The 15,833-nt window shown below is 72.5% G+C and carries 15 protein-coding genes; 3 read left to right on the forward strand and 12 right to left on the reverse strand.

The window, feature by feature from the left end:
- Together F4562_RS08205 and F4562_RS36245 are read right to left on the reverse strand one after the other, a co-directional pair.
- Positions 1 to 1,419 carry an FAD-dependent oxidoreductase gene (locus F4562_RS08205; protein WP_184542237.1) on the reverse strand — a complete coding sequence of 473 codons (1,419 nt, stop codon included), beginning with the start codon at positions 1,417 to 1,419 and terminating at the stop codon, positions 1 to 3.
- Positions 1,416 to 1,688: a (2Fe-2S)-binding protein gene (locus F4562_RS36245; protein ID WP_221207088.1), complete on the reverse strand. Its 273-nt coding sequence runs from the start codon at positions 1,686 to 1,688 to the stop codon at positions 1,416 to 1,418. Before F4562_RS36245 ends, F4562_RS08205 begins: the two co-directional genes overlap by 4 nt.
- Before the next feature lie 543 nt (positions 1,689 to 2,231).
- Here F4562_RS36245 and F4562_RS08215 point away from each other — a divergent pair.
- Positions 2,232 to 3,242: a LacI family DNA-binding transcriptional regulator gene (locus tag F4562_RS08215; protein WP_184542241.1), complete on the forward strand. Its 1,011-nt coding sequence runs from the start codon at positions 2,232 to 2,234 to the stop codon at positions 3,240 to 3,242.
- A 48-nt stretch (positions 3,243 to 3,290) separates the two neighbouring features.
- Here F4562_RS08215 and araA read toward each other — a convergent pair whose 3' ends face one another.
- From araA to F4562_RS08265, 10 genes are all read right to left on the reverse strand, one after another.
- Positions 3,291 to 4,787: an L-arabinose isomerase gene (gene araA, locus F4562_RS08220; RefSeq protein WP_184542243.1), complete on the reverse strand. Its 1,497-nt coding sequence runs from the start codon at positions 4,785 to 4,787 to the stop codon at positions 3,291 to 3,293.
- Entirely contained in the window at positions 4,784 to 5,470 is a 687-nt protein-coding gene (locus tag F4562_RS08225; RefSeq protein ID WP_311734020.1) for an L-ribulose-5-phosphate 4-epimerase, read from the reverse strand. The genes araA and F4562_RS08225 overlap by 4 nt, the downstream gene beginning before the upstream one ends.
- Positions 5,467 to 7,173: a ribulokinase gene (araB, locus tag F4562_RS08230; protein WP_184542245.1), complete on the reverse strand. Its 1,707-nt coding sequence runs from the start codon at positions 7,171 to 7,173 to the stop codon at positions 5,467 to 5,469. The genes F4562_RS08225 and araB overlap by 4 nt, the downstream gene beginning before the upstream one ends.
- Before the next feature lie 58 nt (positions 7,174 to 7,231).
- Positions 7,232 to 8,215 carry a galactofuranose ABC transporter, permease protein YjfF gene (gene yjfF / locus F4562_RS08235; RefSeq protein WP_184542247.1) on the reverse strand — a complete coding sequence of 328 codons (984 nt, stop codon included), beginning with the start codon at positions 8,213 to 8,215 and terminating at the stop codon, positions 7,232 to 7,234.
- Entirely contained in the window at positions 8,212 to 8,499 is a 288-nt protein-coding gene (locus F4562_RS08240) for a hypothetical protein (protein WP_184854768.1), read from the reverse strand. Before F4562_RS08240 ends, yjfF begins: the two co-directional genes overlap by 4 nt.
- Complete coding sequence (locus F4562_RS08245; RefSeq protein WP_184542251.1) at positions 8,496 to 9,542, reverse strand: ABC transporter permease; 1,047 nt, start codon at positions 9,540 to 9,542, stop codon at positions 8,496 to 8,498. The genes F4562_RS08240 and F4562_RS08245 overlap by 4 nt, the downstream gene beginning before the upstream one ends.
- Entirely contained in the window at positions 9,539 to 11,056 is a 1,518-nt protein-coding gene (locus F4562_RS08250; RefSeq protein WP_184542253.1) for a sugar ABC transporter ATP-binding protein, read from the reverse strand. The genes F4562_RS08245 and F4562_RS08250 overlap by 4 nt, the downstream gene beginning before the upstream one ends.
- Positions 11,057 to 11,123: 67 nt before the next feature.
- Positions 11,124 to 12,098 carry an ABC transporter substrate-binding protein gene (locus tag F4562_RS08255; RefSeq protein WP_311734021.1) on the reverse strand — a complete coding sequence of 325 codons (975 nt, stop codon included), beginning with the start codon at positions 12,096 to 12,098 and terminating at the stop codon, positions 11,124 to 11,126.
- Between the two features lie 74 nt (positions 12,099 to 12,172).
- A complete protein-coding gene (locus tag F4562_RS08260) occupies positions 12,173 to 13,162 on the reverse strand; it encodes a LacI family DNA-binding transcriptional regulator (RefSeq protein ID WP_184542784.1) in 990 nt (329 codons plus the stop codon).
- 242 nt (positions 13,163 to 13,404) lie between these two features.
- Entirely contained in the window at positions 13,405 to 14,388 is a 984-nt protein-coding gene (locus F4562_RS08265) for a DUF6183 family protein (RefSeq protein ID WP_184542255.1), read from the reverse strand.
- A 445-nt stretch (positions 14,389 to 14,833) separates the two neighbouring features.
- Between F4562_RS08265 and F4562_RS08270 the strand changes: the two genes are divergently transcribed.
- Both F4562_RS08270 and F4562_RS08275 read left to right on the forward strand, forming a co-directional pair.
- On the forward strand, positions 14,834 to 15,349 hold the full coding sequence (locus tag F4562_RS08270) for a hypothetical protein (protein WP_184542257.1): 516 nt from the start codon (positions 14,834 to 14,836) through the stop codon (positions 15,347 to 15,349).
- Positions 15,346 to 15,747 (forward strand): hypothetical protein, encoded by a 402-nt coding sequence (locus F4562_RS08275; protein WP_184542259.1) that lies wholly within the window; start codon positions 15,346 to 15,348, stop codon positions 15,745 to 15,747. Before F4562_RS08270 ends, F4562_RS08275 begins: the two co-directional genes overlap by 4 nt.
- The last annotated feature ends 86 nt before the right edge of the window (positions 15,748 to 15,833 follow it).

Genomic DNA, 15,833 nt, shown 5'->3' on the forward strand with positions numbered 1-15,833 from the left:
TCATCTCCCGGGCGGATCACCCGCCCGGCCGCCCTCCATGTCGGCGACCACACCCGCCGGGACCGGCCTGACCGGCATCCTGGCCGGCAGCGGGGGGGTCGCGCCGCTCGCGCCGGCCAGCCGCCACAGTGCCGTGCCGCACTCGCGGGCCTGGCAGATGCCCATGCCCGCCCCGCTCCAGTTCCGCAGCGCGTGGACGTCGTGCAGACCGGTCCGGGCCCCCACCCGCACCCGGCCCGCGGTGACCGCCTCACAGCGGCAGACGTGCACCTCGTCGGGGAGTGTGTCGACCATCTCCACGGGCGGCGGGTAGAGCCGCCCGGTCAGCGTCGCGAACGCGACCAGCCGCCGCAGCCTCCGCCGCAGCCGCTCGCGCTCGCGCCCGTCCGCCGGGGTCTCGCCGACCGCGGCGGCGGTGATCCTCATCGCCGCGAGCCGGCCGCGCAGCCGGGCCGCGTGCGCTCCGGCGACGCCTGCGAGCTCGCCCACGGCGTACAGGCCCGGGACGCTGGTCGCGCCGTCGTCGTCGGTCGCCGTCACCACGTCCCCGGTGCGGGCGTCGACGGTCGTACGGGCACCGAGCAGCCGCACGAGCTCGGTGGAGGGCCGGAAGCCGAAGCCGACCGCGAGCGCGTCGACCTCGAACTCGCGGTCGCCCCCGCCGCGGGTCCGCACGGTGCGGACCCGGGTGACCCGGGTGCCGCCGACGGCCTCGGCCACGAGACGGTCCTGCAGGAGCGGCACCCGGTGCCTGGCCAGCCGGGTGAGGTAACCGCCCAGCTCGGCCAGGCGGGCGGGGTGCCGCATCACCTCGACGCCGCCGCGCACCCCCGGCCCCGCGGGACGGTACGGCCTGCCCGCCTCCACCACGGCCGCCACCCGTGCGCCGGCCTCCAGCAGAGCGCAGGCGACCGGCAGCAGGAACGGCCCGGACCCGGCCAGCAGCACCCGCTCGCCCACCGCGACGCGGTCCACGGTGGCCAGGTGCATGGCGAACCCGGCGGTGACGACGCCGGGCAGCTCCCAGCCGGGGAAGGGCAGCACCCGCTCGTAGGCGCCGGTCGCCACCACGACGTGGGCGGCCCGCACCCGCAGCGCGCGGTCGTGTTCCTCGTCGTGCACGAGGAGGTCCCGGCCGTCGACACCCCAGACGGCGTGCCGGGTGAGCACGCGCGCACCCGACTCCCGCACGGCCGCCGCCAGCACGGTGCCCTCCGGCCGGTGGTCGCCGTGGACCTCCCGGATCGCGGGGTGCCGCCGCCGGAAGTACTGGCCGCCCAGCTCCTCGTGCTCGTCGAGCACGACCACCGCCAGCCCTGCCTGCGCGCACCGCAGGGCGGCCTCCATCCCCGCCGGGCCACCGCCGACCACGGCCACGTCCGCCCGCAGCGCCGGCTGCCCGGCGTCCCGGCCGGTCACGGGCGCGTGCCCATGCCGGTCTCCACGGTCGCCGGGCCGGTCACGGTGACCATGCACGCGCGCCGGGCGTCCCGGCCGTCGACGCGCACCTCGCATTCGAAGCACACGCCCGTGCCGCAGAACGGCCCGCGGGGGACGCCGGTGACCGGGTGCGCACGAAGGTGCCAGCGACCTGCCGCGATCATCGCCGCGGCGAGCGACGTGCCGGGACGCGCGCTGATCGGGACTCCGTCGATCAGGATCTCCACGTGCCCGGCCGGTTCAGTCACGGGGACCGCCCGGAGGGAGGCGGTCCGGCCGGGCGTGCCGCTCCCACGCCCCGGGGGTGTCCCCCGTGCCCGGCATCCGGCGCCCGTGCCGTACGAGCTCGTCCTGCCCCACGTCGGCTCCCCCTGCCCGCGTCTTCCGGAAACGATTGCGAGTCCTGTCACCCGCTGCCACCTGCTTGTTTTATCCAAACCCGCCCATACATGGAAGAGGTAAACGGAATCGTTTGCATGACGTCGGGCCGGCCGACGCGGGTCGGCTTCGGCTCCATGCCCCGGATCATCCGGCCCCGTGGGGCGTGCGACCCCGCGGCCCCGTACCCGGGATCCCATGACCCCGTACCCGGGATCCCATGACCCCGTACCCGAGATCGCACGACCTCTACGCCCGGGATCCCGCGGCCCCGTGCCCGGGATCGCACGGCCCGCGACCGGGGTGCCGCGCGCCTTCGCACCGTGACCCCGGGCCACAAGGGTCGTATCATCCGAAATGATCATTTAGGGGACCGGACCGCCGGACAGAGGGCTTGAGGAAACGGGGAAGGGATGGCCGCCACGCTCCGTGACGTCGCCGCAGCCGCCGGAGTGTCGGTGAGCACGGCGAGCCGCGCGCTTTCCGGCTCCCCGGAGATCTCCGAGGGCACCCGCCGCCGGGTCTCCCGGGCCGCCCGATCGATGGGCTACCGGCGCAACCTCGCCGCCGCCAGCCTGCGCACCCGGCGTTCCGGACTGGTGGGGTTGGTGCTCGGCGACCTGGGTGACACCACCTTCCACACGGTCGTGGAGGCGGTGCAGCGGCACCTGCGCGCCTCGGGGTACCAGGCGCTGCTCTGCGTCACCGACGCCGACGCGGCGGTGGAGGCCGACTGCCTGCGGCTGCTCCGCGACCACCGGGTCGACAGCGTGCTGATCGCGGGCACGGGAGAGAACGTGAAGGGGGTGGACGAGCTGCGGGCGGCCGGCATCACGGTGATAGACCTCATCCGGGGGGCGGAGGGCTCCCGGGGGCCCGCCGTGCTCGCCGCCGACCGCGAGGGGGCGGTGACGGCCACCCGTCACCTGCTCGCCCAGGGACACCGGCGGATCGCCTTCGTGGGCGGCCCACCGGGCACCGCCGCCGGCCACGACCGCTACGCCGGGTTCGTCCAGACACTGGCCGAGGCGGGAGTGACCCCCGACCCGGCGCTGGTATGCCGGGGCCCGTCCGAGGGGGCGTTCGGGGCACGGGCGATGCGCGGGCTGCTGGCGGTGGAACCGGCGCCGACCGCGCTGGTGCTGGGCAGCAACGGAGCGGCCTACGGGGCACTGCCGGTGCTGGCCGGGTCGGGTGTCGAGGTGCCGGGCGCGCTGTCGGTCGTCGCGTTCGAGGACACGCCGCTGCTGGAGTGGTGGAACCCGGCGATCACCGTCGTCGACACGGGCGCCCGCGAGCTGGGTCGGCTCGCCGCCGAACTGCTGCTGCGGTCGGTCGGCGGCCAGGAGCTGGAACCGCGCCGCTACGTCGTCGGCGCCGAACTCGTCGTCCGTGCCTCCACCGCGCCTCCGCGCGCACCCTGACGGCCGCCCCGGGGGCCGCGCCCGCCGGTCGGCGGGCGCGGCGGCGGGTCAGAAGCCCTGCGCCAGGCGGTAGTACGCCTGGTTCCAGCGGATCTCCTTGGCGAACTGGCGGGGGGTGGTGCCGGCGTCGATGACGAGCAGTTCGACGCCGAGCATGTCGGCGAAGTCGGTGAGCTCCTCGACGGTGAGGGCGGCCGACAGCACGGTGTGGTGCGGGCCTCCGGCGGTCAGCCACGCCTCGGCGGAGGTGCGCAGGTTCGGCCGGGGCCGCCACACCGCGCGGGCCACCGGCAGGTTGGGCAGCGGCTCGGCGGGAGCGACGACGTCGATCTCGTTGGCCACCAGCCGGAAGCGCTCCCCCATGTCGGCCAGGCCGACCACCACGGCGGGCCCCGGCTCGGCGTCGAAGACCAGCCGCACCGGGTCCTCCCGGTCGCCGATGCCCAGCGGGTGTATCTCGCACGAGGGCACCGCCGCGGCGATGGTGGGGCAGACCTCCAGCATGTGCGCACCCAGGATGAGCTCCTGGCCGGGGGCGAGGTGGTAGGTGTAGTCCTCCATGAAGGAGGTGCCGCCGCGCAGCCCGGCGGACATGACCTTCAGCGTGCGCACCAGCACCGAGGTCTTCCAGTCGCCCTCACCGCCGAAGCCGTACCCGTCGGCCATCAGCCGCTGCACGGCGAGGCCGGGCAGCTGGCGCAGCCCGCCCAGGTCCTCGAAGTTGGTGGTGAACGCCCCGAAGCCGCCCTCGGTCAGGAAGTGGCGCAGGCCCAGCTCGATGCGGGCGGCGTAACGCAACGAGTCGTGGCGCTCCCCGCCGGCGCGCAGCTCGGAGGCGACCTTGTAGGTGTCCTCGTACTCGGCGACCAGGGTGTCGACCTCGGCGTCGGCGGCGGCCTCGACCGCGGCGACCAGGTCGTTGACGCCGTAGGTGTTGACCGAGACCCCGAAGCGGAGCTGGGCCTCCACCTTGTCGCCCTCGGTGACGGCGACGTCGCGCATGTTGTCGCCGAAGCGGGCCAGCCGCAGCGAGCCCACCTCGGCGCGTCCGGCCGCGGCCCGAGCCCAGGCGTCGATCCGCGCGGCCACCACGGGGTCGCTGACGTGCCCGGCCACCGTCTTGCGGGGCACGCCGAGCCGCGACTGGATGTAGCCGAACTCCCGGTCGCCGTGGGCGGCCTGGTTGAGGTTCATGAAGTCCATGTCGATCGACGCCCACGGCAGCTCCACGTTGGCCTGCGTGTGCAGGTGCAGCAGCGGGGTGCGCAACGCGTCCAGGCCGGCGATCCACATCTTCGCCGGGGAGAAGGTGTGCATCCAGGCGATCACGCCGACGCAGGAGTCGTCGGCGTTCGCCTCCAGGCAGACGCGGCGGATGGCGGCGGCGTCGGTGAGCACCGGCTTCCACACCAGTCGGAACGCCAGGCGCCCGCCCAGTTCCCCGGCGATCCGGCGGGACTGCTCGGCGACCTGGGCGAGGGTCTCCTCGCCGTACAGTCCCTGGCTCCCGGTCAGGAACCAGATCTCACGCTCTTGCGGGTTCAACGCGGACTCCTCTGCCCGTAGACGTTCTGGTAGCGGTCGTACAAACTGTCGATGTCGGCCTGGGCGATCGGCAGCGGCTCGCCGAGCTGGCGGGCCACGTGCACAGTGCGCGCGACGTCCTCGCACATCACCGCGGCCTTGACCGCGGCGCGGGCGTCGCGGCCGACGGAGAACACGCCGTGGTTGCGCATCAGCACCGCCGGGGAGCGGTGGTTCTCCAGGGTGGCGACGACGCCCTTGCCGATGTCGTCGCCGCCGATCAGCGCGAACGGCCCCACCGGGATCTCGCCGCCGAACTCGTCGGCCATCGCGGTCAGCACGCACGGGATCGCCTCCCCGCGCGCCGCCCAGGCCGAGGCGTACGTCGAGTGGGTGTGCACCACCCCGCCCACGTGCGGCATCGCCCGGTAGACGTAGGCGTGCGCGGCGGTGTCGCTCGACGGTGACAGCTCACCCTCGACCAGCTCTCCGTCCAGGTCGCACACCACGATCGACTCGGGGGTCAGCTCGTCGTACGACACGCCGGAGGGCTTGATGACGAACAGGTCCTCCCCGGGCACCCGGCCGGAGACGTTGCCCGCGGTCCAGGCCACCAGGTCGTAACGCACCAGCTCCCGGTGGAGCAGGCACACCGTCTCCCGCAGTCTCCCGACGGCGTCGCTCAGCGGCTTGCGCTCGGTCACGCGTTCTCCTCGATCGTCTCGTTCACCGGTGTGCCCGTCCCGCCCGCCGGCGCGCTCGTCTCGTTGCGCAGGGCACGCAGGCCGTGGAGCATCGCCCCGTCGGCGAAGTGGTCGTGCAGCCGGCGGTACTCCGCGTACAGCCGGTCGTAGACGTCCGCGCGTGCGGGGTCGGGCAGGTACGCCGCCTCGGTGCGCTTGCCCATCGCGCCGGCGGCTTCGGTGATGTCGGCGTACGCCCCCGCGGCCACCGCGGCGTGGATCGCCGACCCCAGAGCGCAGCCCTGCTCGGAGCCGATCACCGAGATCGGCCGGCGCAGCACGTCCGCGTACACCTGCATCAGGAAGCGGTTCCTGATCAACCCGCCCGCGGCGACGAACTCCCCGACCGGCACCCCGGACGCCTCGAAGGTCTCCACGATCATGCGGGCACCGAACGCGGTGGCCTCGATCAGTGCCCGGTAGGTGTCCTCGGGCCGGGTCGCCAGCGTCTGGCCGACGACGACGCCGGACAGGTCGTGGTCGACCAGTACCGAGCGGTTGCCGCCCAGCCAGTCGAGCGCGACCAGTCCGTGCGCGCCGACCGGCTGGGCGGCGGCCAGCTCGGTCAGGTACTCGTGCACGGTCTGACCGCGCCGTCCGGCTTCGCGCTCGTACGATCCGGGCACCGACGTCTCGACGAACCAGGCGAAGATGTCGCCGACCGCCGACTGCCCGGCCTCGTAGCCCCACAGCCCCGGCACGATCCCGTCGCGCACCACCCCGCACATGCCCGGCACCTCGGCGAGGCGTTCGGCGGGCATGACGTGGCAGGTCGAGGTGCCCATGATGGCCACCATCTGGCCGGGCCGCACCGCGTCGGCCGCGGCGGCGGTGACGTGCGCGTCCACGTTGCCCACGGAGATCGCGATCCCCTCGGGCAGCCCGGTCCACCCGGCGGCCCGGGACGTCAGCCGCCCGGCGAGGCCGCCGAGCGGAGCCGGTTCCCGGCCGAGCTTGGCGGGGAAGGCGGCGAACGCGGGATTCAGCTCGGCCAGGAAGTCCTCGGAGGGGTAGGCGCCGTCCTGGTGGATCGCCTTGTACCCGGCGGTGCACACGTTGCGGGTCTCCACCCCGGTCAGCTGCCAGACGATCCAGTCGGCGGCCTCGATCCACCGCTCGGCGCGCCGGTAGACCTCCGGGTCCTCCTCCAGCACCTGCAGGCCCTTGGCGAACGCCCACTCCGAGGAGATCCTGCCGCCGTAGCGGGGCAGCCACGCCTCCCCGCGGCGGGCGGCCACCTCATTGATCCGGTCGGCGTGCGGCTGGGCCGCGTGGTGCTTCCACAGCTTCGGCCAGGCGTGCGGGCGGGCGGTCAGCCCTTCGACCTCGCACAGCGGCGTCCCGTCGGCGGTGGCCGGCAGGACGGTGCACGCGGTGAAGTCCGTCCCCAGGCCGATCACCTGCTCGGGGGAGATCCCGGCCGCGGCCACCGCCTGGGGCACCGCGACGCGCAGCACCTCGCGCCAGTCCTCGGGTGACTGCAACGCCCAGTCGGGCCCCAGGCGCGTGCCCGTGCCCGGCAACCGGTCCTCGATCACCCGGTGGGCGTACTCGTGCACGGCGGTGCCCACCTCCGCGCCGTCGGAGACGCGCACCACCACGGCGCGGCCCGACAGCGTGCCGAAGTCGACTCCGACCACGTAACTGTTGTTGTTAGCGTTCACATAGAACTCCTGGATATCTGGATCCCGGCGCGGGCGCCCCCGCACCGGGGTGTGGGGGTCAGGGACGGCGCACCGCGCCGAGGCGCTGGAGCACGATGAAGGCGAAGAGCAACAGGCCGATGAAGATCTTGGTCCACCAGGAGCTGAGGGTGCCCTCGAAGCTGATCATCGTCTGGATCAGCCCGAGGACGAGCACACCGAGCACGGTACCGAGCAGGTAGCCCGATCCTCCGGTCAGCAGCGTGCCGCCGATGACGACCGCGGCGATCGCGTCGAGTTCCATGCCGACCGCGTGCAGGCCGTACCCGGAGAGCATGTAGAAGGAGAGAAGCACTCCGCCGAGGGCCGAGCAGAGACCGCTGATCGTGTAGACCGCGATCTTCGTCCGGGCCACGGGGAGCCCCATGAGGAGCGCCGACTGCTCGCTGCCGCCGAGCGCGTAGACGTTGCGGCCCAGGCGGGTGTAGTGCAGCACATAGGCCGCGACCAGCACCACCGCGACGGCGATGACCACGCTGGGCGAGATCCACGCCTCACCGACCAGGTCGAGCCGGGTCTGCGCGAACGCCGTGAAGGTCTCGTCGGTGATCGGGACGGAGTCGGTGCCGATCGTGTAGCACAGGCCGCGGGCCAGGAACATGCCGGCCAGCGTCACGATGAACGGCTGGATCTCGAAGTAGTGGATGATCGCACCCATCGCGAAGCCGAGCGCCGCCCCGGCGGCCAGCACCAGCGCGATCACCGGCAGCGGCGGCCACCCCAGGCCGGTGACCAGGCTCGCCGAGATCATCGTGGACAGCGCGACGACCGAGCCGACCGACAGGTCGATGCCGCCGGTGAGGATCACGAACGTCATGCCGACGGCGACGACGAGCAGGAACGCGTTGTCGATGAGGACGTTGAGGACGATCTGGCCGGTGGCGAAACCCTCGTAGCGGATGCCGCCGGCGACGAACATCGCGGCGAACAAGGCCGCCGTGACCAGCACGGGAAGGTACTTGCGCGGGATCTGCCGACCACCGGTCAGCGGGATGGTGGTCACCGGTTCCTCCTCCTCGGTTCGGCGCCTGCGAACACCGGGCCCGCCGTCGCGGTGACGCACGCCCGGCCTTCCGGCACGGTGACGGACGCCGCGCTCTCCGGCGCGGTGACGGACACGGTGCCCTCCGGCACCGTGACAGACACCGGGCCTTCCGGCACGGTGACGAACGCCGCGCTCTCCGGCGCGGTGACGGACACGGTGCCCTCCGGCACCGTGACAGACACCGGGCCTTCCGGCACGGTGACGGACGCCGCGCTCTCCGGCGCGGTGGCGGCGGGCCTCATGCCGGGACCCTCGCCTTCTCCCCGGCCGCCGGACGCGTCGCCCGCGGGCGCCCGCGGCGGCGGAACGCCTTCGCGCGGAAGGCCGGGGACTGCAGCAGGCAGACGACGGTCACCACGAGCGCCTTGAACAGCAGCGTGGTCTCCGGCGGAACGCCGATGGAGTAGATCGTGGTGGTCAGCGTCTGGATGATGAGCGCACCCAGCACCGTGCCGCCGAGCGAGAACCGGCCTCCCGACAGCGAGGTGCCGCCGATCACGACCGCGAGGATGGCGTCGAGCTCGATCCACAGGCCCGCGTTGTTGCCGTCGGCGCTGGACACGTTCGAGCTGATCATCAACCCGGCGATGCCCGCGCAGAGGGCGGCGAACGTGTAGACCATGACGATGACGCCCCGTGAGCGGATGCCCGCCAGGCGACTGGCCTCGGCGTTGCCGCCCACCGACTCGACGAGCAGGCCGAGGGCGAGGCGACGGGTGAGGAACGCGGTCAGCGCCAGCACGGCCAGCACGACGATGACGCCGAACGGCAGCGTCAGCAGGTAACCGCCGCCGATGAGCTTGTACGGGTCGCTGTTGACGGTGATGATCTGCCCGTCGGCGATGAGCTGGGCCAGGCCCCGCCCGGCGACCATGAGGATCAGCGTCGCGATGATCGGCTGGATGCCCGCCCCGGCGACGAGCAGGCCGTTCCATGCCCCCAGCACCAGGGAGAGGGCGAGTGCCAGGCCGACCGCGGCGAGGACGCCGCCCACGCTGTCCTGGTCGTCGAGCCCGCTGATCCACAGGCAGGACAGCGCCCCGGAGACGGCCACGACCGAGCCCACCGACAGATCGATGCCGCCGGTCGCGATGACGAGCGTCATGCCGAGGGCGACCAGGATCAGCGGAGCGCCGAACCTGAAGATGTCGATCACACTGCCGTACAGGTGGCCGTCCCGCATCTGGATCGACAGGAAGCCGTCGGTGAACAGCACGTTGAGCAGGATCAGCAGGACGAGGACGAGGGCCGGCCAGAACAGCCGGTGCCTGAGGGCGGCGTTCATGAACGGGCTCCGCTCGCGATCGTCCGCATGAGGACGTCGGTGGTCAGGTCGGCATCGTTGGGCAGTTCGGCCACCAGCCGCCGGTCGCGCAGGACGGCGACCCGGTGACTGAGCCGGAGCACCTCCTCCAGTTCGGCGGAGATGAACAGCACGGCCATGCCCCCGTCGGACAGTTCGGCGACCAGCCGCTGGATCTCCGCCTTCGCGCCGACGTCGATGCCCCGGGTGGGCTCGTCGAGGATGAGCAGGCGCGGCTCGACGATGAGCCAGCGGGCCAGCAGCACCTTCTGCTGGTTGCCACCGCTGAGGTTCTTCACCAGGTGGTCGGGGTCAGGCGGGTTGATCTTGAGTGCGCGGACGTACTTCTCGACCAGCTCGTCCTGGCGGCGGCGCGGGACGGGCCTGGACCAGCCGCGCGCGGCCTGCAGGGCGAGGATGATGTTCTCCCGCACGGTGAGGTCGGCGATCAGCCCCTCGGTGCGCCTGTTCTCGGAGCAGAAGGCGATCCGGTGACCCGTCGCGGCGCGCGGGGTGCGCAGCGGCACCGGCGTGCCGTCGATCACCACCTCGCCGGTGTCGGCGCGGTCGGCCCCGAAGAGCAGGCGGGCGACCTCGGTGCGGCCGGAGCCGAGCAACCCGGCCAGCCCGACCACCTCGGCCTCGTGGATGGCGAGGGTGAACGGCTCGACGGCCCCGGCCCGGCCGAGCCCCCGCGCCTCGACGACGGGCACGGCGGCCTCGTTCGGCTCCTTGGGCTTGCCGTCGAGCCGCTCCAGGTCGGCGAGTTCCTTGCCGATCATCTTGCCGACCAGTTCGACCTGGCTCAGTTCGGCGGTGAGGTACTCCCCCACGAGCCTGCCGTCGCGCAGGATCGTCATCCGGTCGGAGATCTCGTAGACCTGGTCGAGGAAGTGCGAGACGAACAGGATGGCGATCCCCTGTTCCTTGAGCCGCCGCATCACCCGGAACAGCTGTGCGACCTCCCCGGCGTCCAGGCTGGAGGTCGGCTCGTCGAGGATCAGCACCCTGGCGTCGACGGCCACCGCCCTGGCGATCGCGACCATCTGCTGCACGGCCGGCGAGCACGCCGCCAGCGGCGCCGAGACGTCGGCGTCCAGCTCCAGCCGGGCCAGCAGCTCGGCGGCCCTGCGGCGCATCTCCTTCCATCGGATGCGGCCCAGGCGGCGCGGTTCGCGGCCGATGAAGATGTTCTCCGCGACCGAGAGGTTGGCGCAGAGGTTGACCTCCTGGTACACGGTGCTGATCCCGGCGCGCTGCGCCTCCAGGGGGCCGGCGAAGGCGACCCGCGTCCCGGCCAGCTCGATCTCGCCGGCGTCGACGTCGTGGACGCCGGTGAGCACCTTGATGAGCGTCGACTTCCCGGCGCCGTTCTCCCCCATCAGCGCGTGCACCTCACCCGGCAGGAGCCGGAAGTCCACGTCGGTCAGGGCGTTGACGCCCGGGAACTGCTTGCAGATCCCGCTCACCCGCAGGATCGGATCGGGTGCGGCCATGCGGCGTCCCTTTCCTCGACGGGGCCGGGCCGCTCCGCGCTCTCGCCCGGAGCGGCCCGCCGGAAGGTCAGTACTGGCGGGTGGGCAGGGCCTGCTTGGCCTGTTCCTGGGTGAAGGTGGTCTCTTCGGTCACCACCCGGGCGGGCACCTGCTCGCCCTTGACGACCTTCTTGGCCAGGTCCATCAGTTGCGGGCCGAGCAGCGGGGAGCACTCGACGATGTAGTTGATCTTCCCGTCGGCCAGGGCCCGCATGCCGTCCCTGACCGCGTCGATCGTGATGATCTTGATGTCCTTGCCGGGGACCTTGCCCGCACCCTCGATCGCCTCGATCGCACCAAGTCCCATGTCGTCGTTGTGCGCGTACAGCACGTCGATGTCCGGGTTGGACTTCAGGAACGCCTCCATGACCTCCTTGCCCTTGGCCCGGGTGAAGTCACCGGTCTGCGAGGCGACCACCTTGAACTTCGGGTCCGCTCCGATGACCTCGGCGAAACCCGCCTTGCGGTCGTTGGCCGGAGCCGAACCGGTCGTGCCCTGCAGCTCGACGATGTTCACCGGGTCCTTGGAGTCCCCGTACTCCTCCACCAGCCACTTGCCGGCCTTGCGGCCCTCTTCCACGAAGTCCGAACCGAGGAAGGTCTTGTAGAGGCTCGTGTCCGTGGAGTCCACGGCGCGGTCGGTGAGGATGACCGGGATCTTCGCGTTCCTGGCCTCCTTCAGCACCGTGTCCCAGCCCGACTCCACCACCGGTGAGAACGCGATGACGTCGACCTTCTGCTGGATGTACGAGCGGATCGCCTTGATCTGGTTCTCCTGCTTCTGCTGGGCGTCGGAGAACTTCAGCTCGATGCCCGCCTTCCCGGCCGCCTCCCGCACCGACGTGGTGTTGGCCGTGCGCCAGCCGCTCTCCGCACCCACCTGGGCGAACCCCATGGTGATCTTTCCGTCGCCCGCGGCGCCGCTCGATCCTCCGCTGCCGCAGCCGGCCACGGTCAGCACGGTGGCGCCGATGAGTAACAGCGCCGACATCCTCTTGAACACGGTGGGGGTCCTCTCTTGTTAGCGCTAACATCACATACTCGATGCGGCACCCTCCCCGCGGGGCCCGCGACGGCCTATGAACGGGCCACGGCGGTGCTGGCCCTGGCCACGAACTCCGGCGGCACGACGTGTCGCTCGTGGGACCACCCGGGCCCCGCCTCCATCTGCCGCAGCAACACCTCGATGCTGTACCTCCCTACCGCCCCGAAGTCCTGCCTGACGGTGGTCAGCGGAGGCGTGAAGAACTCGGACTCGGGGATGTCGTCGAACCCGACGACACTGATCTGCTCGGGTACCCGCACCCCGCGCTCGGCGAAGGCCCGGAGCGTCCCGAGAGCCATCTGGTCGTTGGCCACGAAAACCGCGGTGACGCCCGGGGTCTCCGCCAGGCGCAGCCCCGCCAGGTATCCGGAGCGCGGGCTCCAGTCGCCGGGCAGCGGCTCGGGGACCGGGCGGCCCGCCGCGGTCAGCGTGGCACGCCAGCCCTGCATCCGCCCCTCGGCCTCCAGCCAGTCGGAGGGCCCCGCGACGTGCCACACCGTCTCGTGGCCGAGGTCGAGCAGGTGGCGGGTGGCCAGCCGGGCACCCTGGACCTGCTCGACGCTGACCACCGACACGTCGCCCGCGTGGCCGCCCTCGACGGCGACGACGGGGACACCGGTGGGCATGCCGGTGAGCGCCTGGGCCGCCGAGCGCTGCGGCGCGACCACGACGACGCCATCGACCCCCTGCTCGGCCAGGTAGTCGAGAGCGTCGCGCACCCCGTCCCGGTCGATGGTCCGGAGGCTGACCATGCTGACGAAGTAGCCCGCCGCCCTGGCGGCCCGCTCTATGCCGTAGACCGTGCTGGCCGGGCCGTACAGGGTGGTGTCGAAGCTGACCACGCCGAGCGTGCGCGTGTGCCTGGTGACGAGGGCTCGGGCGACCATGTTGCGGCGGTAGCCCAGCTGCTGGATGGCCTGCAGCACCCGGTCGCGGGTCTCGGCGCGCACGTTGGGGTGGCCGTTGAGGACCCGCGAGACCGTCTGGTGCGACACGCCGGCACGCACGGCCACGTCGGCCATCACCGGCTGGCGGCGGTCCTGGCTCGGGCTCACGGGATCTCCTCACGATGGCTTCGCACCGACTGTGAGCGTTAACAAGCCCTCTCGTCAAGCTCCTGTCACATTACGGTCCGATCACGCGGGAATCGTCGCCAAGGGGCTCTTGACGTCACCGCCCACACACGGTTTGAATGGTGGGCACTCGTGGCTGTTAACGCTCACATCCCGCTGGAGACGTCGCGGCGGCGCCTTCCTTCCGGAGGTCAGTCGGTGTCGTGGGCGATCAGCAGGCCCAGCCGGTCGCCGCGCGGGCTGAGCGCGCCGACGGCGAGCTCCTGGTCCACCCAGTAGCGCTCCCGCCGCGTGACCCGGAACGCCAGCCAGTGCCAGCGGGCCGCCAGTTCGTTGACCCGGTGCACGGACGCGTCCCCGGGGGCCCCGACCAGACCGGCCACCGAGCGCCAGACCGCCACCCTGCCGTAGCCGCCGCGCAGCCCCACCTCGTAGGTGGCGTTCCGGTAGGCCGCGGTGAGCAGGTCGGCCACCACCGACTCCAGGCCGGTCCGCACGCCGTTGAGCACGACCCCCTCCCGCAGCCCCCCTGGCAGGAACCGGTTGACCGCCATCGGCGCGAGAAGGTCCGCCGGGGCGACGTGCCGGGGAAGCCTCATCAACGTCGCGAGGGTGGGCCCCCAGTGCGCGACCGCCGCGACGATCAGCTTCGGGTCGCCGCCGTCGACGATGTCCTCCGGACGGGCGGCGGCGGCCTTCTTCCGGTCGGGGCTGCCGGTCGGACGAGTGGAGAGGGCCGAGACGTCGGGCGGTTCCGAAGGCTCGGGCACGTGGACGGTCCAGATGCCATCCCACCTGGGGGCGTCGTACACGGGCACGTTCAACCGGCGTTCGCCCCTGCTCCGCTTCAGCGGCAGCCCGGCCAGGGGGTGGCCCAGTTCCCGGAGTCTTTCGGCGCACCGCACCGCGGCGGGCACCCGGGAGAGCCGCATCCCGCGGAGCACCAACTCCTGGAGCAGGCATGCCTGCAGCTCGGCCCACACGTCCGTCCGCACCGGGAGGAGATCGAAGATCGGGAGCAGCCGGCGGCCCGGCCGCTTGTCGGCCAGCACCGCGGCCAGATCGCGGACGAGCAGCCGGTCGCGGTACTCGCGGTGGATCACCTCGGCCAGCGGCTCCGGGTCGCCGGGGACGAGGGCGAGCACGGGCTCGTACGGGGCGGGACGGGACGTCATGAGATCCCCCGCTCCATCCGCCGCCGTCGCGCGGACGGAGCGGAGCCGGCCCGGGTCGCCCCAGGACGACCGGGCCCGCAAAGGACTGTCACGGTGCCGATCACAACAGGGAACGTACATTCTGTACATCCAGCGGGAAACCGGAACCACGACCGGCCCCGGACGCACCACGGAGGGACCCTGGTGGGCCACGACCGGCCCCGGACGCACCACGGAAGGACCCCGCTGGGCCACGGCGGACACCGGACACCGGACGGCGAACCGCGCTCACCGCTCCCGGGAAGACCGGCGGGCATCCAAAGGCGCGCCGCCGGCCGGCTCCGGCGGATCAGTCGGCGTCCGTGTCGGGCAACAGACCCAGGCCGTCGCCCCGCGGGCCGAGCGCGCCGACGGCGATCCTGGTACCAGCGGTAAGCGGCGCCTCTGCTACCCGGCGTCCGCCCCGGTGACAGCGATGTGGATCGTGCTCGCCGCAGCCCGCCGCTCCCGGGCCGCCGCGATGACCGTCATCCCCGCCGACGTCCCCCTACCCGACGCTGGGCTGGCGGTGACCTTCGCTGGGCACCTGCACGCGATACGGTGCCGTCGCGGTCTGTACGGGGCGTGCGTGACGAGCCCTGTCGCGCCGCCGCTGCCCGGCCCGCACCTGTGCCGGGTGCCGCACCCGGTCACCGTCGAGGGGCCCGAGCGCACGTGGCGGGACACGGTGGTGTGGGAGGCCATGACCACCGACCGGTTCCACGCCTGGCACAGCGGCGGCTTCGTGGACCTGGGGGAGCTCGAAGCGCGTCTGCCGCACCCGCTCACGCTGCGCGGCGCGATCCGCGACGGCACCCTGCCCGACACGCCGCAGGCTCTTCTCCTACGGAACCTGCTGCGGACCCGGTACCTGTCGATCCGGCTGGTGTTACAGCATCCGCACGTGTTCAACCCCTTGATCGATCTCATGGAGGCATCGTGACCAACAGTTGGACGTCGGACTCCGGGGCTGACCTGGCCACCGGGTACGCCCGCCACGCCGGCACGCTGCGCGGCGCGCTGCGTCACGCCCTGGTCGCCCGCGCGCTGCGTGAGCACCTGCCCGCCGAACCGCAGCGGGTCCTGGACGTGGGCGGCGGCGACGCCCACCAGGCGGTGCCGCAGCCGGTCCTGCGCACCCTGATCCAGCCGCCGCGGCCGATCACTCGTTTTGCCACCCGCGTCCACCACATCACCGACGACGAGCCCCACGGTCCGGCGGTGAGCTACTGCGTGGACACGGCACCGGGGAGGACAGCAAGACCTGGTCCGGGCGTGGAGCCTATGGCCGGACAGCCTGTGCCGCCTCCGGCGCGCGAGGAAAATGTCGGCGCCATCTGAGACCGTTACCCACAGCACAATCACGAGCACCAACCGTCACCATCAAGAGAGGTGATGCACCTATGCAGGCCCGCGGCGCCGGCACC

Source organism: Streptosporangium becharense (genome assembly GCF_014204985.1).
Lineage (GTDB): Bacteria > Actinomycetota > Actinomycetes > Streptosporangiales > Streptosporangiaceae > Streptosporangium > Streptosporangium becharense.